Source organism: Belliella filtrata (genome assembly GCF_022549775.1).
GTDB lineage: Bacteria > Bacteroidota > Bacteroidia > Cytophagales > Cyclobacteriaceae > Belliella > Belliella filtrata.
Map to the genome: position 1 here is coordinate 1 of NZ_JAKZGP010000071.1, position 20,605 is coordinate 20,605.

20 protein-coding genes are annotated in these 20,605 nt (G+C 36.2%); 6 read left to right on the forward strand and 14 right to left on the reverse strand.

Going from position 1 to position 20,605, the window contains the following annotated elements:
- Nucleotides 1–179 precede the first annotated feature (179 nt).
- Nucleotides 180–437, reverse strand: a complete 258-nt coding sequence (locus MM239_RS18225; protein WP_241349699.1) for a YtxH domain-containing protein — start codon at nt 435–437, stop codon at nt 180–182.
- A gap of 123 nt (nt 438–560) precedes the next feature.
- Nucleotides 561–1,658 (reverse strand): DUF1573 domain-containing protein, encoded by a 1,098-nt coding sequence (locus MM239_RS18230; protein WP_241349700.1) that lies wholly within the window; start codon nt 1,656–1,658, stop codon nt 561–563.
- A 73-nt stretch (nt 1,659–1,731) separates the two neighbouring features.
- Between MM239_RS18230 and trpS the strand changes: the two genes are divergently transcribed.
- Nucleotides 1,732–2,703, forward strand: a complete 972-nt coding sequence (trpS, locus tag MM239_RS18235) for a tryptophan--tRNA ligase (protein WP_241349701.1) — start codon at nt 1,732–1,734, stop codon at nt 2,701–2,703.
- Nucleotides 2,704–2,778: 75 nt separating this feature from the next.
- On the opposite strand, the gene MM239_RS18240 is transcribed toward trpS, so the two are convergent.
- The 11 genes from MM239_RS18240 to MM239_RS18290 all read right to left on the reverse strand — a co-directional run bounded on the left by MM239_RS18240 (nt 2,779) and on the right by MM239_RS18290 (nt 15,244).
- The gene (locus MM239_RS18240) at nt 2,779–3,201 is read right to left on the reverse strand and encodes a hypothetical protein (RefSeq protein ID WP_241349702.1); all 423 of its coding nucleotides are present in this window, start codon (nt 3,199–3,201) and stop codon (nt 2,779–2,781) included.
- A 227-nt stretch (nt 3,202–3,428) separates the two neighbouring features.
- Nucleotides 3,429–5,114, reverse strand: a complete 1,686-nt coding sequence (locus tag MM239_RS18245; protein ID WP_241349703.1) for an AMP-binding protein — start codon at nt 5,112–5,114, stop codon at nt 3,429–3,431.
- Between the two features lie 219 nt (nt 5,115–5,333).
- The gene (locus MM239_RS18250) at nt 5,334–6,491 is read right to left on the reverse strand and encodes an acyl-CoA dehydrogenase family protein (protein ID WP_241349704.1); all 1,158 of its coding nucleotides are present in this window, start codon (nt 6,489–6,491) and stop codon (nt 5,334–5,336) included.
- 327 nt (nt 6,492–6,818) lie between these two features.
- The gene (locus tag MM239_RS18255; RefSeq protein ID WP_241349706.1) at nt 6,819–8,357 is read right to left on the reverse strand and encodes a M20/M25/M40 family metallo-hydrolase; all 1,539 of its coding nucleotides are present in this window, start codon (nt 8,355–8,357) and stop codon (nt 6,819–6,821) included.
- 306 nt (nt 8,358–8,663) lie between these two features.
- Nucleotides 8,664–9,254 (reverse strand): DUF3244 domain-containing protein, encoded by a 591-nt coding sequence (locus MM239_RS18260; RefSeq protein WP_241349707.1) that lies wholly within the window; start codon nt 9,252–9,254, stop codon nt 8,664–8,666.
- A gap of 377 nt (nt 9,255–9,631) precedes the next feature.
- Nucleotides 9,632–10,147: an acyl-CoA thioesterase gene (locus MM239_RS18265; RefSeq protein WP_241349708.1), complete on the reverse strand. Its 516-nt coding sequence runs from the start codon at nt 10,145–10,147 to the stop codon at nt 9,632–9,634.
- Between the two features lie 6 nt (nt 10,148–10,153).
- On the reverse strand, nt 10,154–11,857 hold the full coding sequence (locus MM239_RS18270; RefSeq protein WP_241349709.1) for an OmpA family protein: 1,704 nt from the start codon (nt 11,855–11,857) through the stop codon (nt 10,154–10,156).
- Nucleotides 11,858–11,891: 34 nt separating this feature from the next.
- Entirely contained in the window at nt 11,892–12,863 is a 972-nt protein-coding gene (locus MM239_RS18275) for a deoxyhypusine synthase family protein (RefSeq protein ID WP_241349711.1), read from the reverse strand.
- 158 nt (nt 12,864–13,021) lie between these two features.
- The gene (locus tag MM239_RS18280) at nt 13,022–13,627 is read right to left on the reverse strand and encodes an OmpH family outer membrane protein (protein WP_241349712.1); all 606 of its coding nucleotides are present in this window, start codon (nt 13,625–13,627) and stop codon (nt 13,022–13,024) included.
- A 92-nt stretch (nt 13,628–13,719) separates the two neighbouring features.
- Nucleotides 13,720–14,622, reverse strand: coding sequence for a histone deacetylase family protein (locus tag MM239_RS18285; RefSeq protein ID WP_241349714.1), 903 nt, complete (start codon nt 14,620–14,622; stop codon nt 13,720–13,722).
- 49 nt (nt 14,623–14,671) lie between these two features.
- Entirely contained in the window at nt 14,672–15,244 is a 573-nt protein-coding gene (locus MM239_RS18290) for a hypothetical protein (protein WP_241349716.1), read from the reverse strand.
- Nucleotides 15,245–15,370: 126 nt separating this feature from the next.
- Here MM239_RS18290 and MM239_RS18295 point away from each other — a divergent pair, with 126 nt between their 5' ends.
- Nucleotides 15,371–15,808 carry an AlbA family DNA-binding domain-containing protein gene (locus tag MM239_RS18295; RefSeq protein WP_241349717.1) on the forward strand — a complete coding sequence of 146 codons (438 nt, stop codon included), beginning with the start codon at nt 15,371–15,373 and terminating at the stop codon, nt 15,806–15,808.
- A gap of 64 nt (nt 15,809–15,872) precedes the next feature.
- Here MM239_RS18295 and MM239_RS18300 read toward each other — a convergent pair whose 3' ends face one another.
- A complete protein-coding gene (locus tag MM239_RS18300; protein WP_241349718.1) occupies nt 15,873–16,247 on the reverse strand; it encodes a phage holin family protein in 375 nt (124 codons plus the stop codon).
- A 192-nt stretch (nt 16,248–16,439) separates the two neighbouring features.
- On the opposite strand from MM239_RS18300, the gene MM239_RS18305 reads away from it, so the two are divergent.
- The 4 genes from MM239_RS18305 (at nt 16,440) to MM239_RS18320 (ending at nt 20,425) form a co-directional block, all read left to right on the forward strand.
- The gene (locus tag MM239_RS18305; protein WP_241349722.1) at nt 16,440–17,189 is read left to right on the forward strand and encodes an acyl-CoA desaturase; all 750 of its coding nucleotides are present in this window, start codon (nt 16,440–16,442) and stop codon (nt 17,187–17,189) included.
- Between the two features lie 201 nt (nt 17,190–17,390).
- On the forward strand, nt 17,391–17,753 hold the full coding sequence (locus tag MM239_RS18310; protein WP_241349719.1) for a BlaI/MecI/CopY family transcriptional regulator: 363 nt from the start codon (nt 17,391–17,393) through the stop codon (nt 17,751–17,753).
- An 11-nt stretch (nt 17,754–17,764) separates the two neighbouring features.
- Entirely contained in the window at nt 17,765–20,101 is a 2,337-nt protein-coding gene (locus tag MM239_RS18315) for a M56 family metallopeptidase (protein ID WP_241349720.1), read from the forward strand.
- A gap of 9 nt (nt 20,102–20,110) precedes the next feature.
- Nucleotides 20,111–20,425 (forward strand): TonB family protein, encoded by a 315-nt coding sequence (locus MM239_RS18320; RefSeq protein WP_317235648.1) that lies wholly within the window; start codon nt 20,111–20,113, stop codon nt 20,423–20,425.
- Nucleotides 20,426–20,605 lie beyond the last annotated feature (180 nt).

Genomic DNA, 20,605 nt, shown 5'->3' on the forward strand with positions numbered 1-20,605 from the left:
TTTGCCGCCAGCTTCCTTCAGATTCCACTTCGCATTGGACACCCTTGCTCTTGGCTAGTGGTTGGCGATTACAAACCCCCACAGTGGACTTTCACCACCTAGTTAGTTACCATGCACGGCACACAATTAAAAAAGGCAATCATTACTGATTGCCTCTTTTTATAAAATTTGAAATCTGATTATTTCGATAACTTATCTACTTCAGATTTTGCTTTTTTTGCAAGCTTATCAACTTCCTGACTAGCCTCATCTACTTTTTTGCTGAGTCCATCGATGAAGCTATTTACTTTACCGTTTACATCATCAATGTAAGCGCTGCCTTTTTTTCCTAGTTTTTTCCTTGTGTTTACACCCTTATCTGGAGCTATCAAAATACCTACTTGTACACCGACTGCTGCACCTAATAGAGCGCCTAAAAGAAATTTTGTAGAACTCATGTCTTAAATTTTTTAAGTGAAAATAAAGTTTATTTAATAGACTTTTGAAAAACTAGATTCTTTCAAAAATCTATAATAAATCTAACGAAAACTATGCCACAATGTTCTTATATTAACAATTCTTTATTTTATATTGCTTTTTATTACAATTGTTCTTATTGGATTGATAGGATCATTGGAAAAAATGGTAATATGCTTATGATCTATCCCTTTTCTTCCTCTCGTATCAAAATTAAACTCCAAACTTGTACTTTCATTTACACCTATTTCATAATTTCCCAGATTGGCTTGAACACAATCACAGGTAGTCGTTAATTTTCTTATTTCTAAAGGTTCTCCACCAATGTTGGTGATTTGAATTGTTTTCTTCACATTTTGACCTGATCTAATTTCTTTCAAATCAATGTCAATTTCTTGTATTCCCAATCTAGGAACCTCAAGCTCCATACTTTTAGGGATTGGATCAAAGTATTCAAATAGATTAGCAATTAAACTCATCCTTACAGGCTCTGCCAAAGTATTGAAATGAAACAGTACTTGATCGTTTAAAAAACCAAAATCATTTCTTATAGACGCACTATATTCTAATACTATCAGCCCTCTAGAATCAGGAGCAATAGCTTCTGGAGAAAGATAAGTGGTAATAAAGTCATCTTCTATTTCCAACTCATGTCCTGTTAACTTCAGTGAATCTTTGCCGAAATTATAGACTTCTATCATCTTCGTCTTTGGCTCATTGGTATAGACATTACCCATATTAATCACAGGAAGTCGAAAGCCAATAGCGCCATATTTATGTGGATAGCCTGCGACAATATCTTCCGGCATGGTGACATTAACTCCTCTTAGGTACAAGGTATCTCCATATATGTCTTGGTTGGTTCGGACTATGATCATCTTTGTGAACGGACCACCTAGATAATCTGGATCATAACTTACTTTGATGCTACTGACTTTACTTTGAGGAATCGAATCTTTATCATATGAAGTAGCAGTACAACCACAGTCTGTAATCACATCTGTAATTACTATTGCAGAATCTGTTTGATTCAGACCAAGAAACTCAACTTCCACGAGACCATTCTCTTGAAGAATGGTACCCACATCAATAATCCTATTTTCCCAAAAGAGTAAATTTCTCTCAAAATCTTGAGCTGTAGAGACTTTTGCAAAGCCAAAGCAAACAAATAGGGCAAGTAACCTAAACACGGGGATTTTCATATAGACAAATAACGTCAAAAATCGAGCGAATTCTACTCATATTTAATTAATTTGCGCCAAAATTTTAAATTTAATGGCAAGAGTACTTACAGGAATCCAGAGTTCGGGAAGACCACACCTAGGAAATATCTTAGGTGCTATCATACCTGCTATTGCATTAACAAAGCAAGAGCAAAGTGAATCTTTTATTTTTATTGCAGACATGCACTCATTGACAACTATCAAGGATGGTGAATTGAGAAAAATGAACACAAGGGCTGTAGCTGCTGCATGGCTAGCATTTGGGTTAGATATTGAAAAAACAGTTTTTTACAGGCAATCTCAAATCCCTGAGGTGACAGAATTGACTTGGTACTTGAGTTGTTTCACTCCGTACCCTATGCTTGCAAATGCCCATAGCTTCAAGGACAAATCAAATAGATTGGCTGATGTAAATGCTGGACTATTCACTTACCCTGTGCTAATGGCTGCGGATATCTTAATGTACAGTGCGGATTTGGTTCCTGTAGGCAAAGATCAACTTCAGCATCTAGAGATTACCCGTGACATCGCTAGTACTTTCAATAGGCTACTAGAGGAAGACTTATTGACTATCCCAGAAGCAAGGATAAGTGAATCTGTAAAAATCATCCCAGGAACAGACGGTCAAAAGATGAGCAAATCTTATAACAATATCATTGATATTTTTCTCCCTGAAAAACAATTAAAGAAAAACATCAATACCATCATCACTGATAGCACACCATTGGAAGAACCGAAAGATCCAGACACATGCAATGTTTTTAAATTGTATAGCCTCATCGCAAATACTGAAGAAACACTTTCATTGAGGGAAAAATACTTGGCGGGCAACTTTGGATATGGTCATGCGAAGTCGGCCTTTCTTGAGTTGATTCTGGATAAATTCAGCAAAGAGAGAGCGGCTTTTGATCACTATATGTCAAATCCAGAAATACTTGATGCAAAACTTGCCGAAGGTGAAATCAAGGCAAAAGTTGAAGCTCAAAAAATCTTGACAGCTGTAAGAGAAAAATTAGGCTTTTAAAAAATGAAAAACCCATAGCTGAGTATTGATTTAGAATCTATCAGCTATGGGTTATATTTTATTTTCAACTCAATGTTACCTTGCTCTCCACAGATCTTTGAGTGAAACACCATTGATCTGCATTACAAATCTACATGGATTTGGAATCAAAACAATCCTTACATCCTGGTTTTCAAACTGGTCAGACTCTACTGGAACTCCTTGTGGCCCTTTTACCTCATAAGAAACTGTGCCATTTGCATCTGGAAGCATTGGCACGTAAGAATTAGCCAAATATGCTGAAGGAAGTAAAACATCATTATCAGATTTAAGCTTTTTGTAAATCTTATCTAACTCGGCTTCTAACTCATCACCATACTCCTCATTGAAATCATCTTCTAAATCATGAAGCTCTTCTTCGATATCATCATACTTTTCATCTGCATAGGTGATTTTACTCAATGCTATTCTCTTCTCTACAATCGCCGTCAGGTCTTGGTCAAGTTTGTTTAAATCCATCAATTCTTGTTGTTTTCTAATCTTAATACGAAGTTATTGAATAACACAAGGCTTTCCAATTTTGAAACTATTAAATATGAATATCTGCTTTGAATTTTGATATTCATAAAAAAAGCTTGCTACTTGATATCACACATTCTTGTATTCCACAATTGTGCTATTCAAAGAGCAAGCTATTACTAGGCAAAATTAAAGCTTAACTTTTAATGTAAACCTTAGCCCTTCACTTATTTTGTCTTCAATTTCTCCTCATGCATCTCTTTTATCTTTCTACGTAGTATTTTGCCTACATTGGTCTTTGGCAGTTCATCTGCAAAATATACCTCTTTAGGGACTTTGTAATTGGTAAGATTTTCTCTACAAAAGGCAATCAACTCTTCTGAGGTTACTGACTTGTCTTTTGGTACAATATAGGCGACTACTTTCTCGGTTGATTTTTCATCAGGCATGCCTATCACCCCCACTTCTAGCACTTTTTGATGTGATGCCAATACATTTTCAACTTCATTTGGATATACGTTAAAACCAGACACAAGAATCATTTCTTTCTTCCTGTCGACTATTTTCACAAATCCATCTTCATCTATCACTGCAATGTCTCCGGATTTGAACCATTCTCCTTCCATTACTTTTTCTGTTTCGTCTGGCCTGTTCCAATACCCCTTCATGATCTGAGGACCTTTGATGCATAGTTCTCCTTTTTCACCTACACCAAGCTCATTACCCTCGTCATCTATCACTTTGATGTCGGTCTGTGGGAGCGGAATTCCAATAGTCCCAATTCTTTCGGTTCCATCTATTGGGTTGCAAGTTGCAACTGGGGACGTTTCAGTAAGTCCGTATCCTTCTGCCAATGGTGTGCCTGTTACTTTCATCCATTTTTCCGCTGTCGCTTTCTGAACTGCCATGCCTCCACCAACAGCAATTTTTAACGATGAAAAATCCAAGCTTGCAAAAGCTTCTTGATTTAGCAATCCATTGAATAAGGTATTCACTCCAGTAAAAACTGTAAACTTGTGCTTCCCTAATTCTTTGATAAAACCAGGCATATCTCTTGGATTGGTAATCAGGACATTATGAGCACCTATTTTCATCATTGCAAGGCAATTTACAGTCAAAGCAAAGATGTGGTAAAGAGGTAGTGCGGTGATGACAATTTCTTCATTCTCTTTTAGCTTAGGCTTCATCCAAGCTGAAATCTGCTGCATATTGGCCACTATGTTCCCATGTGTCAATTCAGCTCCTTTGGAAACACCCGTGGTACCTCCAGTGTACTGTAAGTATGCTGTATCTTGTAGAGAAAGTGATTCTTTTTTGAATCCACTACCTTGAGCTGATGACATTACTTGTTTCCATTTGATTGCCTTTGGCAAATCATATGCTGGAACCATCTTTTTGATGTATTTCACAACTAGATTTACAATACACCCCTTAATTCCACCTAACATATCACCTAGCTCCGTTACAATTACATGCTTAGCTGGAATGTCTTTTCTTATTTTCTGAAGATTTGAAGCGAAATTTGCAAGTATCACAATGGCTTCGACTCCCGCATCAGTAAACTGATGCTTCATTTCATTAGCAGTATAAAGAGGATTGGTATTTACTACAATCATTCCAGCTCTCAACACACCGAACATGGCAACAGGATATTGCAAACAATTCGGCATTTGAATGGCCACCCTATCCCCTTTTTTCATTTTTAAATTATTCTGAAGATATGACGCAAATACTTTTGAGTATGCATCTACTTGATTGAAAGTAATGGTTTTGCCCATACATTCATAGGCTATTGCATCTCCATACTTTTTTACACTTTCATCAAAAAGATCGACTACAGATGAGTACGCTTGGACATCTATTTCTTTGTCTACTGCCGAGGGATAAAATTTGAACCATGGAAAGTCTTGCATGAATAATATCTATTTTGGGTTAACAATAGTTTAACGGTATTTAACATTGTTCTGTTTATCGTCTTATTCTTAAAAAAGAAATTAACGGTTATTTTTCATATTAAATCAGGAAGTAAAATACATGAATTAAGCTTGATTCCAAACTGTTAAAACACCATTCATAAGGTTAATAGGATGTTTAAATTTCAAGAAGAAATACTATCTGATTGAATTTATAATTTATTTCAACACTTTCCTTGCGATAAGTTCTTTCATAATTTCGTTTGTACCAGCATAGATACGCTGCACACGAGCATCTGCATATGCTCTAGCTACGGGGTATTCCCACATATAGCCATACCCACCGTGCAATTGAACACATTCATCTGCTACTTCACATTGTAGCTCTGTCATGGAGTATTTAGCTGCTGAAGCCATTGCTGAGTCCACTTTTTTATCGTTATGAAGCATCACCAATTGATCTAAATAAATCCTGGCCATTTCTAGCTTTGCTGACATTTCAGCTATCTTGAATCTTGTATTTTGAAAATCAGCAATAGTTTTTCCAAATGCTGGCCTTTGCTTGACATATTCTACAGTTGCATGAAATGTACCTTCAGCTAATGCTAATGCTGCTAAAGCAACTACAAGGCGTTCTTGGGCAAGTTCTGTCATCAAGTATTTAAATCCATCACCAATGTTGCCAAGAAGATTTGTTTTAGGAACCTTTACATCTTCAAAGAAAAGTTCACAAGTATCTTGAGCATGTAAGCCAACTTTTTCAAAAGGAACACCCTTCGAAAAACCTTCCATTTCCGAATCTACCAAAAACAGACTAATTCCTTTCGCTCCTAAAGTTGGGTCTGTCTTGGCAGCTACTACGACTAGATCACATAAATACCCATTGGTGATGAATGTTTTGGTTCCATTGAGAACATAATGATCTCCTTTGTCCATGGCAGTTGCTTTGATGTTTTGAAGGTCACTACCTGCCCCTGGCTCGGTCATGGCTACGGCAGACACCATCTCACCTGAAATCATCAGGGGAATGTATTTTTGCTTAGCTTCTTCGCTACCATAATGCAAAACATAAGGAAATACAATTTCCGAATGAAGCGGATAACCTATAGCTGGTCCAGAACATCCACTTAAACCAAGCTCTTCTATAAATAAAGCTGAATACCTAAAATCCTCCAAACCTAATCCTCCATATGATTCTGGTGCGCTCATACATAGAAACCCATTGTCACCCAATGCTTTCCAGGATGATTTAGAAACCATCTTCTGCTTTTCCCACTCTGAATTGAAAGGCTTGATCTCTTTATCAATAAAATCTCTTACTGATTGCTTGAACATTTCATGTTCTTGATTAAAAATAGTTCTTGGTATGCTCTGCATTCTTTATTGGGTTTATATCAATATAAATTGTTGATTCGTTAGAAAATTTTCTGTTTTCAATATACCAATATACGGTGTTTCTTCAAACTGAAGGACTAAAAGTCCATTTTTTAATCAAATCTTAATGTATAAAAACAAAGCTTTTTGAGGAATATGTTCTTTAGTAAATAGTCTGAAAATTGAGTAATCCTTGAAGGATTTAGATATTAAACCACAATTGAATTGTAAAGCTTAAAAAAAGAAAATATAAATACCACTTGCAAAGAATCTTGAATTAAAAAAGGGACCTTCTATGATCCCTTTTTTAATTCTTGAAGGCTTCAAACCTTAATCCCAAGATTTTCTAGGTAATTTTTGATCTCTTTGTGCTGTATTATACACCATTGCGGCCACGATGATTGCTGCTTGAGTCATATCACCTTGTTGCATTCTTTCGTAAAGATCCATGTTGGTATGATAACCTCTGCCATAATCTATTGGATCTTGAATAAATTGAAAGCCAGGAACACCAACAGCATCAAAGGCTACGTGATCCGTGGAACCAGTATTTCTTCTAGTGATAGTCTTGGCGCCCATCTCATGAAATGGCTCAAACCACTTTTCGAAAACAGGGATTAACTGGTCATTACCTTCTAAATAAATACCTCTGATTTTTCCTGATCCGTTATCGACATTATAGTAAGCAGAAATTTTATCCCACTCACCTTTTTTGTCTTTGGTCTGTCTATCGGCTACATATTTTTGCACATAGCCTCTTGATCCAAAAAGTCCTTGCTCCTCTTCACCCCAAAGCGCTATTCTAATTGTTCTGCGTGGCTGTACACCAATGGACTTCAGAATTCTAATTGCTTCCATCATCACAACTACGCCAGCAGCATTATCATTGGCTCCAGTTCCTGCATGCCAGCTATCAAGGTGCGCGCCAAGCATCACAAGCTCTGGCTTTAATGTCTTATCAGTACCTGGAATCTCTGCAAGTACATTGTACCCTTTATAATCATCATCTAGCCATTCAACTTCGATTTCGGCATCTATCGTTACTTTTTGGCCATTCTTGATCAATCTTTCAATTCTTCCAAAATGCTCTAAAGCAATCTCCATCTCTGGTATTGTTTTCTTTTTGTCTTTGCTAAATGATCCTGCTCTTGTATGGAAAACTGTACCAAAATTCCCTCTAGTACCTGTCAACCTCAAAGCAATACCCTCTTCCAAAAGAAAATCATTCACTTTGGCATCTAGTTCTCGTTGAAGTCTCATTCGCTCCATCTGCTGAGGTGAATATCTACCTCCTCCTTGACCACCAATAGTCACGGCTTTTCTTGCTTCCAAATCTTCCTCTGTCAACCTTCTAGCTTCTGCTTCAAATGCTGGAGAAGTTGACAAAGTTGTAGGTACAATTATCACTTTACCAGAAAGCTTTCCTTTATATTGATCGATATCTGATTCCTTTTGAATATCAACTAGCATAACTTCTGATGAAATCAAGCCATTTGTACCATCTGTCCATGCTTTTGGGTGGCCTATGATTGAAGCATAATAAGGATCCTTCATAGCTATATAAGACTTCTTCACATCCCAACCTCTACCAAATTCACCATATGAATCTATCTTTACATTCTCTAATCCCCATTCCTTGAACTTTTCAGCAGTCCATTCTCTAGACCTTCGAAGATTGGTGGAACCAGAAAGTCTTGGGCCCATAAGGTCTGTCAAATGAAATGATAATTCTTGAATTTGAGAATTTCTCATCCCTTCATTCTTGATTTTGTACATGATTTCTAAGTCAATTCCCTCTTGTGCATAAGTGAAATTTGACCATACAAATAAGGCAAAAAGCAATAATGTAAATTGGTTTCTGTAATGCATTTTTATTTTGTTTTAAAATTGATTTCTCAAACAGACTCCTGACTTCAAACATTTTTCTCCAAACATTAACAACTACTTTCAGGATGATTTTGAACCTAGATTTAAGTGTTAGATTTTCGGAGACTAATTCAAAACTCGAAGTGAGAAGATTTACTTTCAAAATTGAAGAAAAAAAATTACTTCAAATAACCGCTAATGTAAATCTTGGGCGCGTAAAAAATTGAAAAAAGTTGAGATCAATATAAACAAGATAAAAGGCAATCAAACCATCTCTTGATTGCCTTTTGTCAACTCTATTTTTGTAGCTTAAAGTTCCAAGGTCTTGGACCTACCTTTAGCATCTACCAGCTCCATTGTAAATCCTTCTGTGTTTAATTTTTGAAAATTATAAATCTTATGAAATCCAGCATTTTCGTTGATGAACTCTTTGTGAATAATCACTCCTTTAGCATTTTTGATTTTTACTGCTAAGCCAGAGATTTCAAGCCCTACTACAGACAACTTTACCTTGTTATCATCTAGAGCTTTATAAGAGGCCATCAAAGGCAGTGATATAGGGGCTGGATTAGCAATATTTACATCATACTTTGTCTTACCTACCACATTCTTTTTATCAAGGCTGGAAACTTCTACTTTGTAAGTCCCATCTGGCAAACTTGATAAGTTGAAAGGTACATTGGTATTCTCATCAAGAAAGTAAATTTGTTGATGAATTTTCTTTCCTTGAGGATTTGAAATCACTACTCTTACTTTCCCAAGAGATTCATCTAGTGATAGGGTAAAAGATTTACCTTTTACCTTAACATTACTTGCTGCATTTACATTTACAATTCCTTCGTTTGCCATACTTGCAATACTCATTGAAAGTACCATGGCTAGTGTCATTAAAGTTTTCATAATAGCTGTATTTTTGGTTTGTTGGATACATACCATTATCCAGCATTTGTACCAAAAAAAATCCTTGGCACTGAAACCCCCTTAATGTAATTCCCTGAATTTATACATCTTATGATTTGTTAACTAAAATTTAAAACCAGTTTTTAATAAAACTGTATCATTTTCATAACAATCATATGTTCACTTGTATGATTGTGATACACAAATGAGACAAATCTTAAAAAATCATGGTCATGCAAAGGTTGCATCAACTGGTGAAAATTAAGAAAACTTAATTTCATTTTTTTTTACAGTATCTCTGAACCAAAAAAAATAAGACAGGACTTGTACGGAAGTGTACAAATCCTGTCTAAAAATGAACGATCAAACGAGTATTCTTAAGAACCTACTAGCTTTGATTTCAACTGTTTCACCCTTTGGTTTATCGATAGGTCTTGAATATCGACATTCTCAGAAGTAGCTTTGAGAAATTCTAAAACAGCACCTTTGTGATCTGTAGACAATCCTTCTTTGATGGTCACATACCTCATCGTGGTCCAAAGTAAAGTTTTGAGTTCCTTTTGAGTATCATCAGTCATATAATACTCAACCAGCACTGTATTGTGATTGTACCATAGGATTCTACTCCTGATTCTTACCCATTCACCTACTTTGGCAGGACGCACATAAGAAATGTTGTGATTGTACACCACCCATGCGGCATTGTATTTTTTGATAAAATCTATCATTTCAACACCATAGAGCTTAGGAACTTGGTCTTCTCGCGCATTGAAAAAATAATCGAAATACTTTGCATTATTGAGGTGCTGAAGTGGGTCGCAATCTTGAAACCTTACAACTACCCTACTCTCTGTCTCTTTGGGATAATGCTTCTCTTGATTAAACTCGAACATCTTAAATCAGTTTATTCTATCAATTATAAATTCTACTCTTCTGTTTTTTTCCCTTCCCTCTTCTGTACCATTATCAGCCACTGGTCTAGTTCCACCCCAGCCTGCAATCCTTACCTTTTCGAACTCCACCCCTTTCAGCGTGAGGTACCCTCTGATTTTGGATGCCCGCTGCATGGATAATTCCTTGTTGAGTTGAGGATCTCCGGCATTATCGGTATGTCCTTCTAGCCGAACTGTCACATTTGGATTTGATTTCATGAAATCCACCAATTCATCAAGCTGACTAATAGATGGTGCATCAGCAAAATCAGCCGTACCTCTATTGAATTGAATATTTTCCAAAACCATCAATGCTCCTGATTTAACTGGTGTAAGGCTAATATCAATAAGGTTTTCATTCAAAACGTCAGGACTTAATGTCACAGGAATGTATCCCTGACTAGCTATTGTAAAGCTTACAAGTTGTTTATGATCCATCGCAGTTTCCAATGTCTCTGCGCTTTCTACCGAAACCTTCAAACCCTGTTTGTTGGTCATAGCTAAGCTGTAGCTAATTTCCTCAAAGGTTGAAGCATCTTTAACTAAAAACTGAACCTTTGACCTTTCTGAATTGAATGTAATTGTATCATTTGCTTCTGGTGATTCTATTATAACTACAGTATCAGCTATCTGAGTCACCTCTTCAACGACTTCTTCTTGAGTTTCACTCTCCTTGACAGTCAGCGGACTTTGAGTATAAAGTACCGTGGAGTCAGGCAGGTCTGTCGATTTAACTTTATCCTCTTCTTGAAGGATTTCGCCAATTGTTTTAACCTCTTCCTCTTCCTTATCTTCATTCACTTCATGAGCCACCAGCATAAGGTCACCAAATCCTTCAGAATTCTTAGTGCTTGTAAACACTGCATGTTCATTTTCTGAATCATAAACAAAATAACTCAATTCAGCGCCTTCAGAATTCACTTGAGATTGCGGAATTGGACTTGACCATTCGCCCCATCCATCTCCTTGCCTTTTTGCCATATATACATCTCTACCTCTACCTGAAGTATTTGAATTACTCGAAAAATAAATGATAGATAGGTCTGAAGAAATTGAAGGGGTCAACTCCTGACCGAAAGTATTCACATCTGACCCAAGGTTGACGGGTGAGCTCCAAACACCCTCACGGATTATCTCTGAAATATAAAGGTCTTCATTACCATAGGATCCATATGTATTAATAGCCATGATGATTACTTTATTATTTACACTTAATCTCCCACTGAAATGGCTACTTTGGTTCCGAAAATTACCCATAGAAAGCATTCTCACATAATTCCAATCTGACCCGAATCTAGCATATTGATGGATTCCTTGCTTCATCTGAACACCGTCTCCACTATGATATACATAGATTGTCAAAGCATCAGGAAAACCTACCACTACATCATTTCCAGTAGTGGAAAGAGACGGTATGTGTGTTGGAGCGAGCCAATCTCCACCTGCAGATTGTTTTGCCATCCAAATATCTCCCAGATCGGTGCTACCTCCCTTATTACTGGGATGAAAACCGACAGAATAAAACAATTCTCCATTAGGCGAAAAAACAGGATGTTGTTCATCATAAGGAGTGTTCAATGCTTTAAGTGGTACTACTTCTTGAGCTATGGAATGAATAGCAAAAGAAAAAGCAAGCAGAAATATCCCGCTTGCTCTTAGAAAATTATTCATACTGTTAATTTCAATCATGCTAAAAACATAACAATTATTGATCCAAAACTATCGCAAATACAAGCGGAGCTACAATTGTTGCATCAGATTCTATAATGTATTTAGGTGTTTCAATACCTAATTTACCCCAAGTGATTTTCTCATTTGGTACCGCACCTGAATATGATCCGTAAGAGGTAGTAGAGTCAGAGATTTGACAAAAGTAACCCCACAGAGGTACATTGTCTCTCTGAAGATCTTGGTGAAGCATAGGAACTACACAAATCGGGAAGTCTCCTGCGATTCCACCACCGATTTGGAAGAAACCAACGGTGCTGTCTTCCTTGGCATTATTTGTATACCAATCAGCCAAAAACATCATGTATTGAATTCCACCTTTGACAGTATGTACATCTTTGATATCTCCAGAGATCACATGTCCTGCATACATATTTCCTAATGTAGAATCTTCCCATCCAGGCACGATGATCGGAAGGTTTTTCTTAGCAGCTTCCAATAGCCAACTGTTTTTAGGATCTATCTGGAATGATTTATCAAGCTTCCCTGAAAGTAGAATTTTGTAGAAAAACTCATGAGGAAAATAAGCCTCACCAGCTTGGTCGGCTTTGACCCATTCTTCCAAAATCACATCCTCTATTCTACGCATTGCTTCCATTTCAGGGATACAAGTATCCGTAACCCTATTCATATGTCTTGCAAGCAACTCATTCTCTTCCTCTGGAGATAAATCTCTATAATTTGGAATCCTCTCATAATAATCATGAGCTACCAAGTTGAAAACATCTTCTTCCAAGTTAGCTCCTGTACAAGTGATAATTTGAACTTTATCTTGACGGATCATTTCCGCTAAAGATATACCAAGCTCTGCTGTAGACATTGCTCCAGCCAAAGTCACCATCATCTTGCCACCTTTATCAATATGAGTCTTATATCCTTCAGCTGCATCTATCAAAGCCGCTGCATTGAAATGTCTGTAATTATGCTTTAGAAATTCTGTGATTTTCATATGTTATTTTTATTTGCTTATCGATTGACAATCTTTTAGAATTATGAATTATAGAATTTTCATGTTTATTAAAAGGACTACAAAAGTATCAATTTCTTCAACATGAAAAAAGCCCGGAAATTCCGAGCTTTATAATAATAAGATATTTGAGTAGTAAATTATTTTGCCCCTTCAGTTTTGCTTGATGCATACTTGGCGTTAAGGCCAGCTGTTACTTTATCTGTGATATCCAGTGATTTTTTAGAATACCACACTGCACCACCTCTAGTGTATGAAAGAATCATTTCTAGATCATTTTCTTCAGCGTATTCCGTTAAAAATTCCTGAATCTTGTCGATCACATCACTGTAAAGCTGAGACTCATCACTTTGCAATTCTTGCATTAGATTATCTCTATAGGTAACCAAGTTTCTTTCTTTCTTCATCAAATCTTCTTGTTTTGCCCTTGCTTGATTTGGAGTCATGGTACCAGCAGATTGCTCAAAATTAGCTACTTCTTGTTCGAAACCTCTTGCTCTACTTCCCAATTCAGATTCAAACTTCTTGCCTTTTTCTGTAATTTGACCAGACTTGTCTTTAAACAAATCAAAATTTGCAATCACACTATCAGTCAAAATATAAGCAATTTTCAAATCGGTAATGCTTACTTCTTGTGACTCTTCGGTAGCTTCATTTGAAGCTGTGCTATTTGTAGACTTGTCACAAGAGGAAAATACAACAGCTGCAAATCCTAATACACCTAATACTTTTGATAATTTCTTCACGATGGTTCTAAATATTGATTATTGATTGGCGCAAATATAAACAAAGAATCTATTCTACAAATCATTAAAGATTCCGAGTTTGTTAATTTGGGTTAAAAGAACAAGTCTTGTGCTAGTCTATAAGTATTGGCATGAGCTTCTATAATATCCGCAATTCGAGGAGAGTATCCTCCTCCCATACAGCACATAATTGGAACCATATTTACCTTTGCAGCTTGAAGGACAATTTGATCCCGCATCTTACAGCCTGCTATACTCATCCCAAGCCTACCCAATTTATCACTTTTCAATACGTCTACCCCACATTGATAGATGATAAAATCTGGTTGGAAAGCATCTAGGATTGGATAAAAATGTTTTTCTAATATTTCTAGATACTCTTCATCAGAAGTACCGTCCGCAAGCCCTATGTCAAGATCTGATACTTCTTTGTGCAAAGGGTAGTTGGCTTGCCCATGCATGCTCATGGTGAAAGCTTTAGGTTCATTCTTTAGCATCTGTGCTGTTCCATTTCCTTGATGTACATCCAAATCAACCACTAGTACACGATCTGCATATTGATTGGCTATCAAATAATTGGCTGATACAGCTATATCATTGAGAAGACAAAAGCCTTCCCCCCTATCAGAAAAAGCATGATGAGTTCCCCCTGCGATATTCATACTTATACCATGGTCTATTGCAAACAAACATGCTTGTATAGAACCATTCATGATTTGAACCTCCCTTTGAACAAGGGCATGAGAAAGAGGAAATCCAGTTTTCCGAATCTCTGATTTGGAAAGTGAAAGGTTTTTCAATTTCTCATAGTACGCTACTTCATGTGAATAAATAATCCACTCTTCTCCAAAATCGTCAGGAACAAAAAAACTATCCTCTTTTACTGTTCCTTCATACAGCAACTGTTCTGGTAATAGCTCATATTTTTCCATTGGAAAGCGGTGACCTTCAGGAAGTGGGTGAGCATAATTGGGTGAAAATGCAATCTTCAGCATCGTAATGATACGCTTTAAGTGATTAAATTAAGCGTATGTAAAACTTAAATTAATCTTCAATGTCTTCTTCTTCCTCTTCTGACTGAAATGCATAAAATGTTTCATCCAACGCTATGGTATCTTCATTGAATTGTTTGACAAATTTTTCAATGAACTTCTCATCGATAAATTCTACGTGCAATGCCGCATCTAAACCAATACCATAATCATGATGGGTATCGATATCAATAAATTCCTGAACCTTTACAATCTCCTCTTCTTCTATGTCCATGATGATTTCGGTAATAAACCAACCTATTTCTTCATCTTCGCTACTCAAAGGTTTCAAATTGCCATTCTCATCTTCTTCATAGCGGATACCTTTGAAATTCGGGAATTTCTTTGCAGCCTCATGCTCTGCCAATTCATAGACTTCAGAAGAATGATGAAGTCTCAAGGTATAAAGTGCCGCATCATAAATCACTTCCTTTCCTTCATACATGCCTACAAATAGGAAATTGACAAATTCGTCTGAATTTTCTTCCTCTCCTTCTATAATTTTAAACGACTTTCCAGAAGCTTTCAATTCCTCTTTTAGTGCTTCAACATTTTCTGGATCAAATCCCTCATTTTGGTTTTTCATGCTTAAAAATTTTTAGGTTTACGTGGACAACTTAATACGGAACGCGTTAATATAAAAGCATAATTTTCAATGCTTCGATAAATTTTGTTTCAAAGATTTAATATACAACACTTTATCTAAAAAAAAATGTTTGTGCCCAATAAAAATTCAGACCGTGTAAAAGCGCTTTTAAATATGGGTGAAGGGGAAATTTTGGATTTCAAACTTACGATAAATGATAGTTTTAAAATTGCTAAAACATTAGTAGCATTTGCAAATACTGTTGGTGGAACTATTGCGATTGGTATCAATGATCAAAAAAAGGTGATTGGAATTGATCCTTCCGAAGAGTTGTTTATGATTGAGCAAGCCGCAAATATTCATTGTCAGCCAGCCATTGAATTCGACAGTGAGGTATTTGAAATCAACTATATCAAAGATGAGAAAATTGACCCAGAAGTATATATCCTGCTTATTTATATCAAAAAATCAAATTTTCAACATCGCGTTAAAGACAAGGATGGAAAGCTTCTACTTTACCACAGAGTAAATGATAGAAGCCTTCCAGTCAATTCTCAAAAATGAATAATGGCTTGCTATTTTTATTGAAAAGGTGTTTTTTTGACGTTATTACAAAAAGTAATTCACCCTATTTTACGTTAGGAATACCACCAAGAGAAACACCCAATAAGGAGTTGATCAGGCCAAGAATCAATCCAAACAAAACCGCCCACCAAAAGCCATCAACAGTGAAACCTGGAACTATTTCGGCGCATAATAAGATTAATAAAGCATTGATGACAATCAAAAACAATCCCAAGGTAACTATAGTGATCGGGATAGTTAAGAAAATCAAAATGGGTTTGACAGTGATATTAAGTAATGCGATAAGTGCAGCAATAACTACTCCTGTCAAAAAATCCTCTACACTAACACCAGGTAATAAATAGCTTGTTATCAAAACAGCTAATCCTCCTAAAATCAATTGGACTATAATGCCCCATGCTTCTTTTGCTTTGCTCATGATCTATTTTTTGAAGTGAAAATTATAAATATTGAAATGTAGACTCAAACCTCACTTTATTTATCAGAAATCGTTCCTGAATGTAGTAAAATTTGATGTTAAATGCATAATAATTCAAAATTTTACGCAAGCTCGCCTATATTTCAGGATATAGGTTTTATCTTTGTGTCTCAACATCAACATAATTCAGTAGTGATATTAATTATTTTCTTCCTGTTGCATTGGTACTTCTCTTTGTTTTGCCAAAGCTTCTTTCTGCATAGATACGCAGCTCATCAAATGTTCTACATGTCAAAATTCTGGGAAAGATTTTTCTATATCTTTACATGGGTTACTCAAGGCAGTAGTTACTTGTCACCAAGAGCTTATGCGATCCTTCATAGAATGCATCATGCCTATAGTGATACACCAAAAGACCCACACAGTCCACACCATACCGAAAATCTATTCACGATGATGTGGAAGACTAAAAACATTTACAATGATTACTTTAGCTTTAGGCTAAAGCCTGAGGAAAGATTTTCCAAAGATGTTCCAGATTGGAATAAATTTGACAAAGTAGCTGATTCCATGATGGCTAGAGTGAGTTGGGGGATATTCTATGCTTTGATTTATATCCTTTGTATTTCAGTATTTGAATTGCCTGGGACTCATTGGTGGATGTATTTCTTGCTACCTATTCACTTTTTGATGGGACCAGTACATGGTGCTATTGTGAATTGGAGCGGGCATAAATATGGCTATGCAAACTTTGACAATAATGATAAATCAAAAAACAGTTTGTTGTTAGATGTCTTGATGCTGGGTGAGTTATTTCAAAACAACCATCACAAACTTCCGAACAGACCAAATTTTGCTGTGAAGTGGTATGAGTTTGACCCTACTTACCCAGTAGTGAAACTTCTACATGCTACAGGTATTATAAAGCTGAGAACTGCTTAAAATATTAATATTTAATAATCTCAAAATTTAACTCTCTAACCTTAGAGAGTTTTTTTTAGTTAAAATAACTATGTTTTTATTTTTTTAACTAATGTATATTCACTAATTTTATAGATACCAATAGAAAAGATTCGTTCCCAAAATTTGGAATTAAAAAACTAACTCAATAATTTGAGGGATCATTTAAAACTTAACACTATTATGAGAAATTTAACAAGAGCTGAAGAGCAAGTGATGCAAATCCTTTGGCAAGTAGAAAAAGGATTCGTAAAAGATCTTCTAGAGAAAATGGAAGAGCCAAAGCCAGCTTACAACACCGTTTCAACAATCATTAGAATTCTTGAAAGAAAAGGTTTTGTAAAGCACAAGGCTTATGGGAAGTCGCATGAATACTACCCGATAGTTACAAAAGATGAGTATAGAAGCCATTCTATTAAGAATTTGCTTTCAGGTTACTTCAACGGTTCTTTTACCAAATTGGCTTCATTCTTCGCAAAAGATGAAAACCTTGATGTAAAAGAGATTGAAAAAATCATGAGTGAGGTCAAAGGTGAAGTAAAATAAAATGATCTCACATGGCTGCTCTCGTTGATTATATTTGGCAGAGTACTTTCTGCTTGTTTTTCTTCTTTGGAATATATTGGGTATTCCTAAGGAATGAAAAGGCTTTTAATCTTACTAGAATTTATATTTTGGTAACTCCTATTTTAGCCTTACTCTTTCCGTTAGTAGAAATTCCAGTGGGATTTGAAAAGCCTGATATATCAATAGAGCACTCTCAACTTTTTCGGGCACTATCAGTAGATCAAGTGCCCGATGAAGTTGTTGGAACATTTGGTCTTCCAGAAGTTACGGTACAGAGCACCAAGCTCCCCGTTTTACTTGAAATCAAAGATTACCTGCTTATAATTTATCTGTCTGTAGTTTTATTACTTACACTTAATTTACTTTGGCAGTTGATGCAAATGAGGTTGATGCAAGAACGAGGCTGGTATCAAACAACTTATAAACTTCGAGATAACTATTTTTTGATTCCAACATATGGTTTAGCTCCTATTTTCTCCTATTTCAATAAGCTTTTTTGGGATGAAACTGAGGATCTAACAGTAGAAGAAACAGATCAAATCCTCAAACACGAATTAGAACACATCAAACAAAAGCATACTTGGGATATCTTATTTTATCAGGTATTAGGAATTTTGTTTTGGTTCAATCCAGCAATTCACCTCATGAAATCAGGTTTAGTAGATGTTCATGAATATTTGGCCGATGAAAATGTACTCAAACAGACCAGCAACAAATCGACATATCCAAAGTTAATCGCAAAGATTGCATTTAAGGGAATGGATCTTCCTATTGGTAATTATTTTATTAGATCGACAACCCTTAAAAGAATCCTCATGATTAAGAAAAACTCAAAACCAAACTGGTTTAAGCTTACAATGATACTTCCCTTGACTATGATGCTCATGGGATTAATTTCAATGAAGACTAAATCTGGTATGACCATATTTATGCATGGTGATACGGAAAAAGTAGAAAACATCAAACAACAGTTGGTATCCTCACAAGATTCAATTGATGTCTCCATCAAAGTAAAACGCGTAGCAAATCCAAAACATTATGAACTTATTGGTCCAAGAGAAGGAGACCGATTGACTGCCCAACTTGGTGAATTAGTTTATGAATTCTCCAATATTTCATCTGATGAAGAATATTTAAAAGTAAGAAGCCTTATAAAAGAGCTTAAGAAAAACTCAAAAATGTCAAAATCTTACGGTGATGTTCCATTTTCAAGTCAGGCTAATCTAGCTCCACGTCCAGAAGACTCAAATAAATGGCACAATTACCTTTTAGACAAAATAAATGATGAAATCTCTGTAAAGGATAGAGAGTTAGGCCTCGGGTCCAACTTCAAGATAGAGTTTATTGTAGATCAGCATGGAAAAATCACTAACCCAGTAGTAATGGAGAGTTACGGAGCTGGTGTAGATGAAAAAGTCTTAGATGCAATAACTTCTGCAGATGCGCCAAAGTGGTTGCCTGGAGAGATCAATGGAAAGCCGAGAGCTATGGTACATAGCTCATCTGTAAAATTGTATTTCTCTGAAGGAGCCAGCAAAAACGCTGAGTCTTTGGGTTTTTTCCAACCAAACCTTTCTGATTATCCATTGAATAAATATAAAGGAGATGAAGTATTCGATGTGGTCGAAGCTCCTCCAGTACCAAAGGATGGCTATGAAGGTTGGAATGAATTCTTACGAGCAAATTTACAATATCCTCAGGAAGCTAAGGAGTCTGGAGATGAAGGCACTGTTTACGTAGCTTTTGTGGTTTCTAAGGAAGGCAAGTTAGATCATTTTGAAGTTATTAGAGGCATTTCTCCAAGTTTAGATAAAGAGGCATTGAGAGTATTAGCTGAAGCACCTGATTGGACACCTGGATCACAAAGGGGAGCACAAGTAAACGTAAGGATGAGGCTTCCTATTAGATTTAAAAATAGTATTGATACAGATACGCAAGGGGGCATTACAACAAGTGATCAAGTTGACAAAGTAGCAAGCCCAGTAGGTGGACTTTCAAGTTGGCAAACTTACATCAATGAAAACTTAAAATATCCCCTTCAAGCTCAACAACTCAAGGTAGAAGGTACAGTGTATATAGCTGCTACTGTAGATTCAAATGGTAAAATAAAGAATCCTGAATTATTGAGAGGGATAGGAGATCATTGCGACAACGAAGCGCTTAGGCTCGTAGTTTCTTCCCCTAACTGGGTGCCAGCTGAAAAGGATGGACAAAAAATAGAAAGTACTATAAGAATTCCTGTAAAGTTTGATTTAGATAAGTACATAACTTCAACTTCAGCCATACCTACTGAAAGTTTTCGAACTTATATATTGAAGAACTTGTAATACCCTTCAATTGCTCGTCAAAATAATGACATGGGCACAGTGATTACAAAGCTGGTATTGGATGAAAATGGAAATATTACTGGTTCTTCCATTTCTCAAGGAGTATCTGAAGAGTTGAATGATGAAGTACTGCGGGTAATAGCCAGTGCACCTGCATGGGAAATCCAAAAACCAATGAAAAAACAAGAGGTTTTAATCCCTGTCTCATTCAGGATTCATGACAAGACAAAAAATCAAAAACTTAATAGCAAGGTTCTACCTAATGAAATCAAAGTGATTGCTTATAACCGAGAAGCTGATCCAATAAAAAAATTAAGCTATTAATCGAGGAAGATAGGGATTACTTCCCTATCTGTCCTCTCACACCACCGTACGTTCCGTTCGGTATACGGCGGTTCTTTAAGTTTTGATTTTAACCTTTTGGTAGTAGTCGGACAAGAATACATACCCTGCCTGCCTAAGTCTATGTAAGGTAATTGTAGTAGCAAGAATAAAACTATTGGC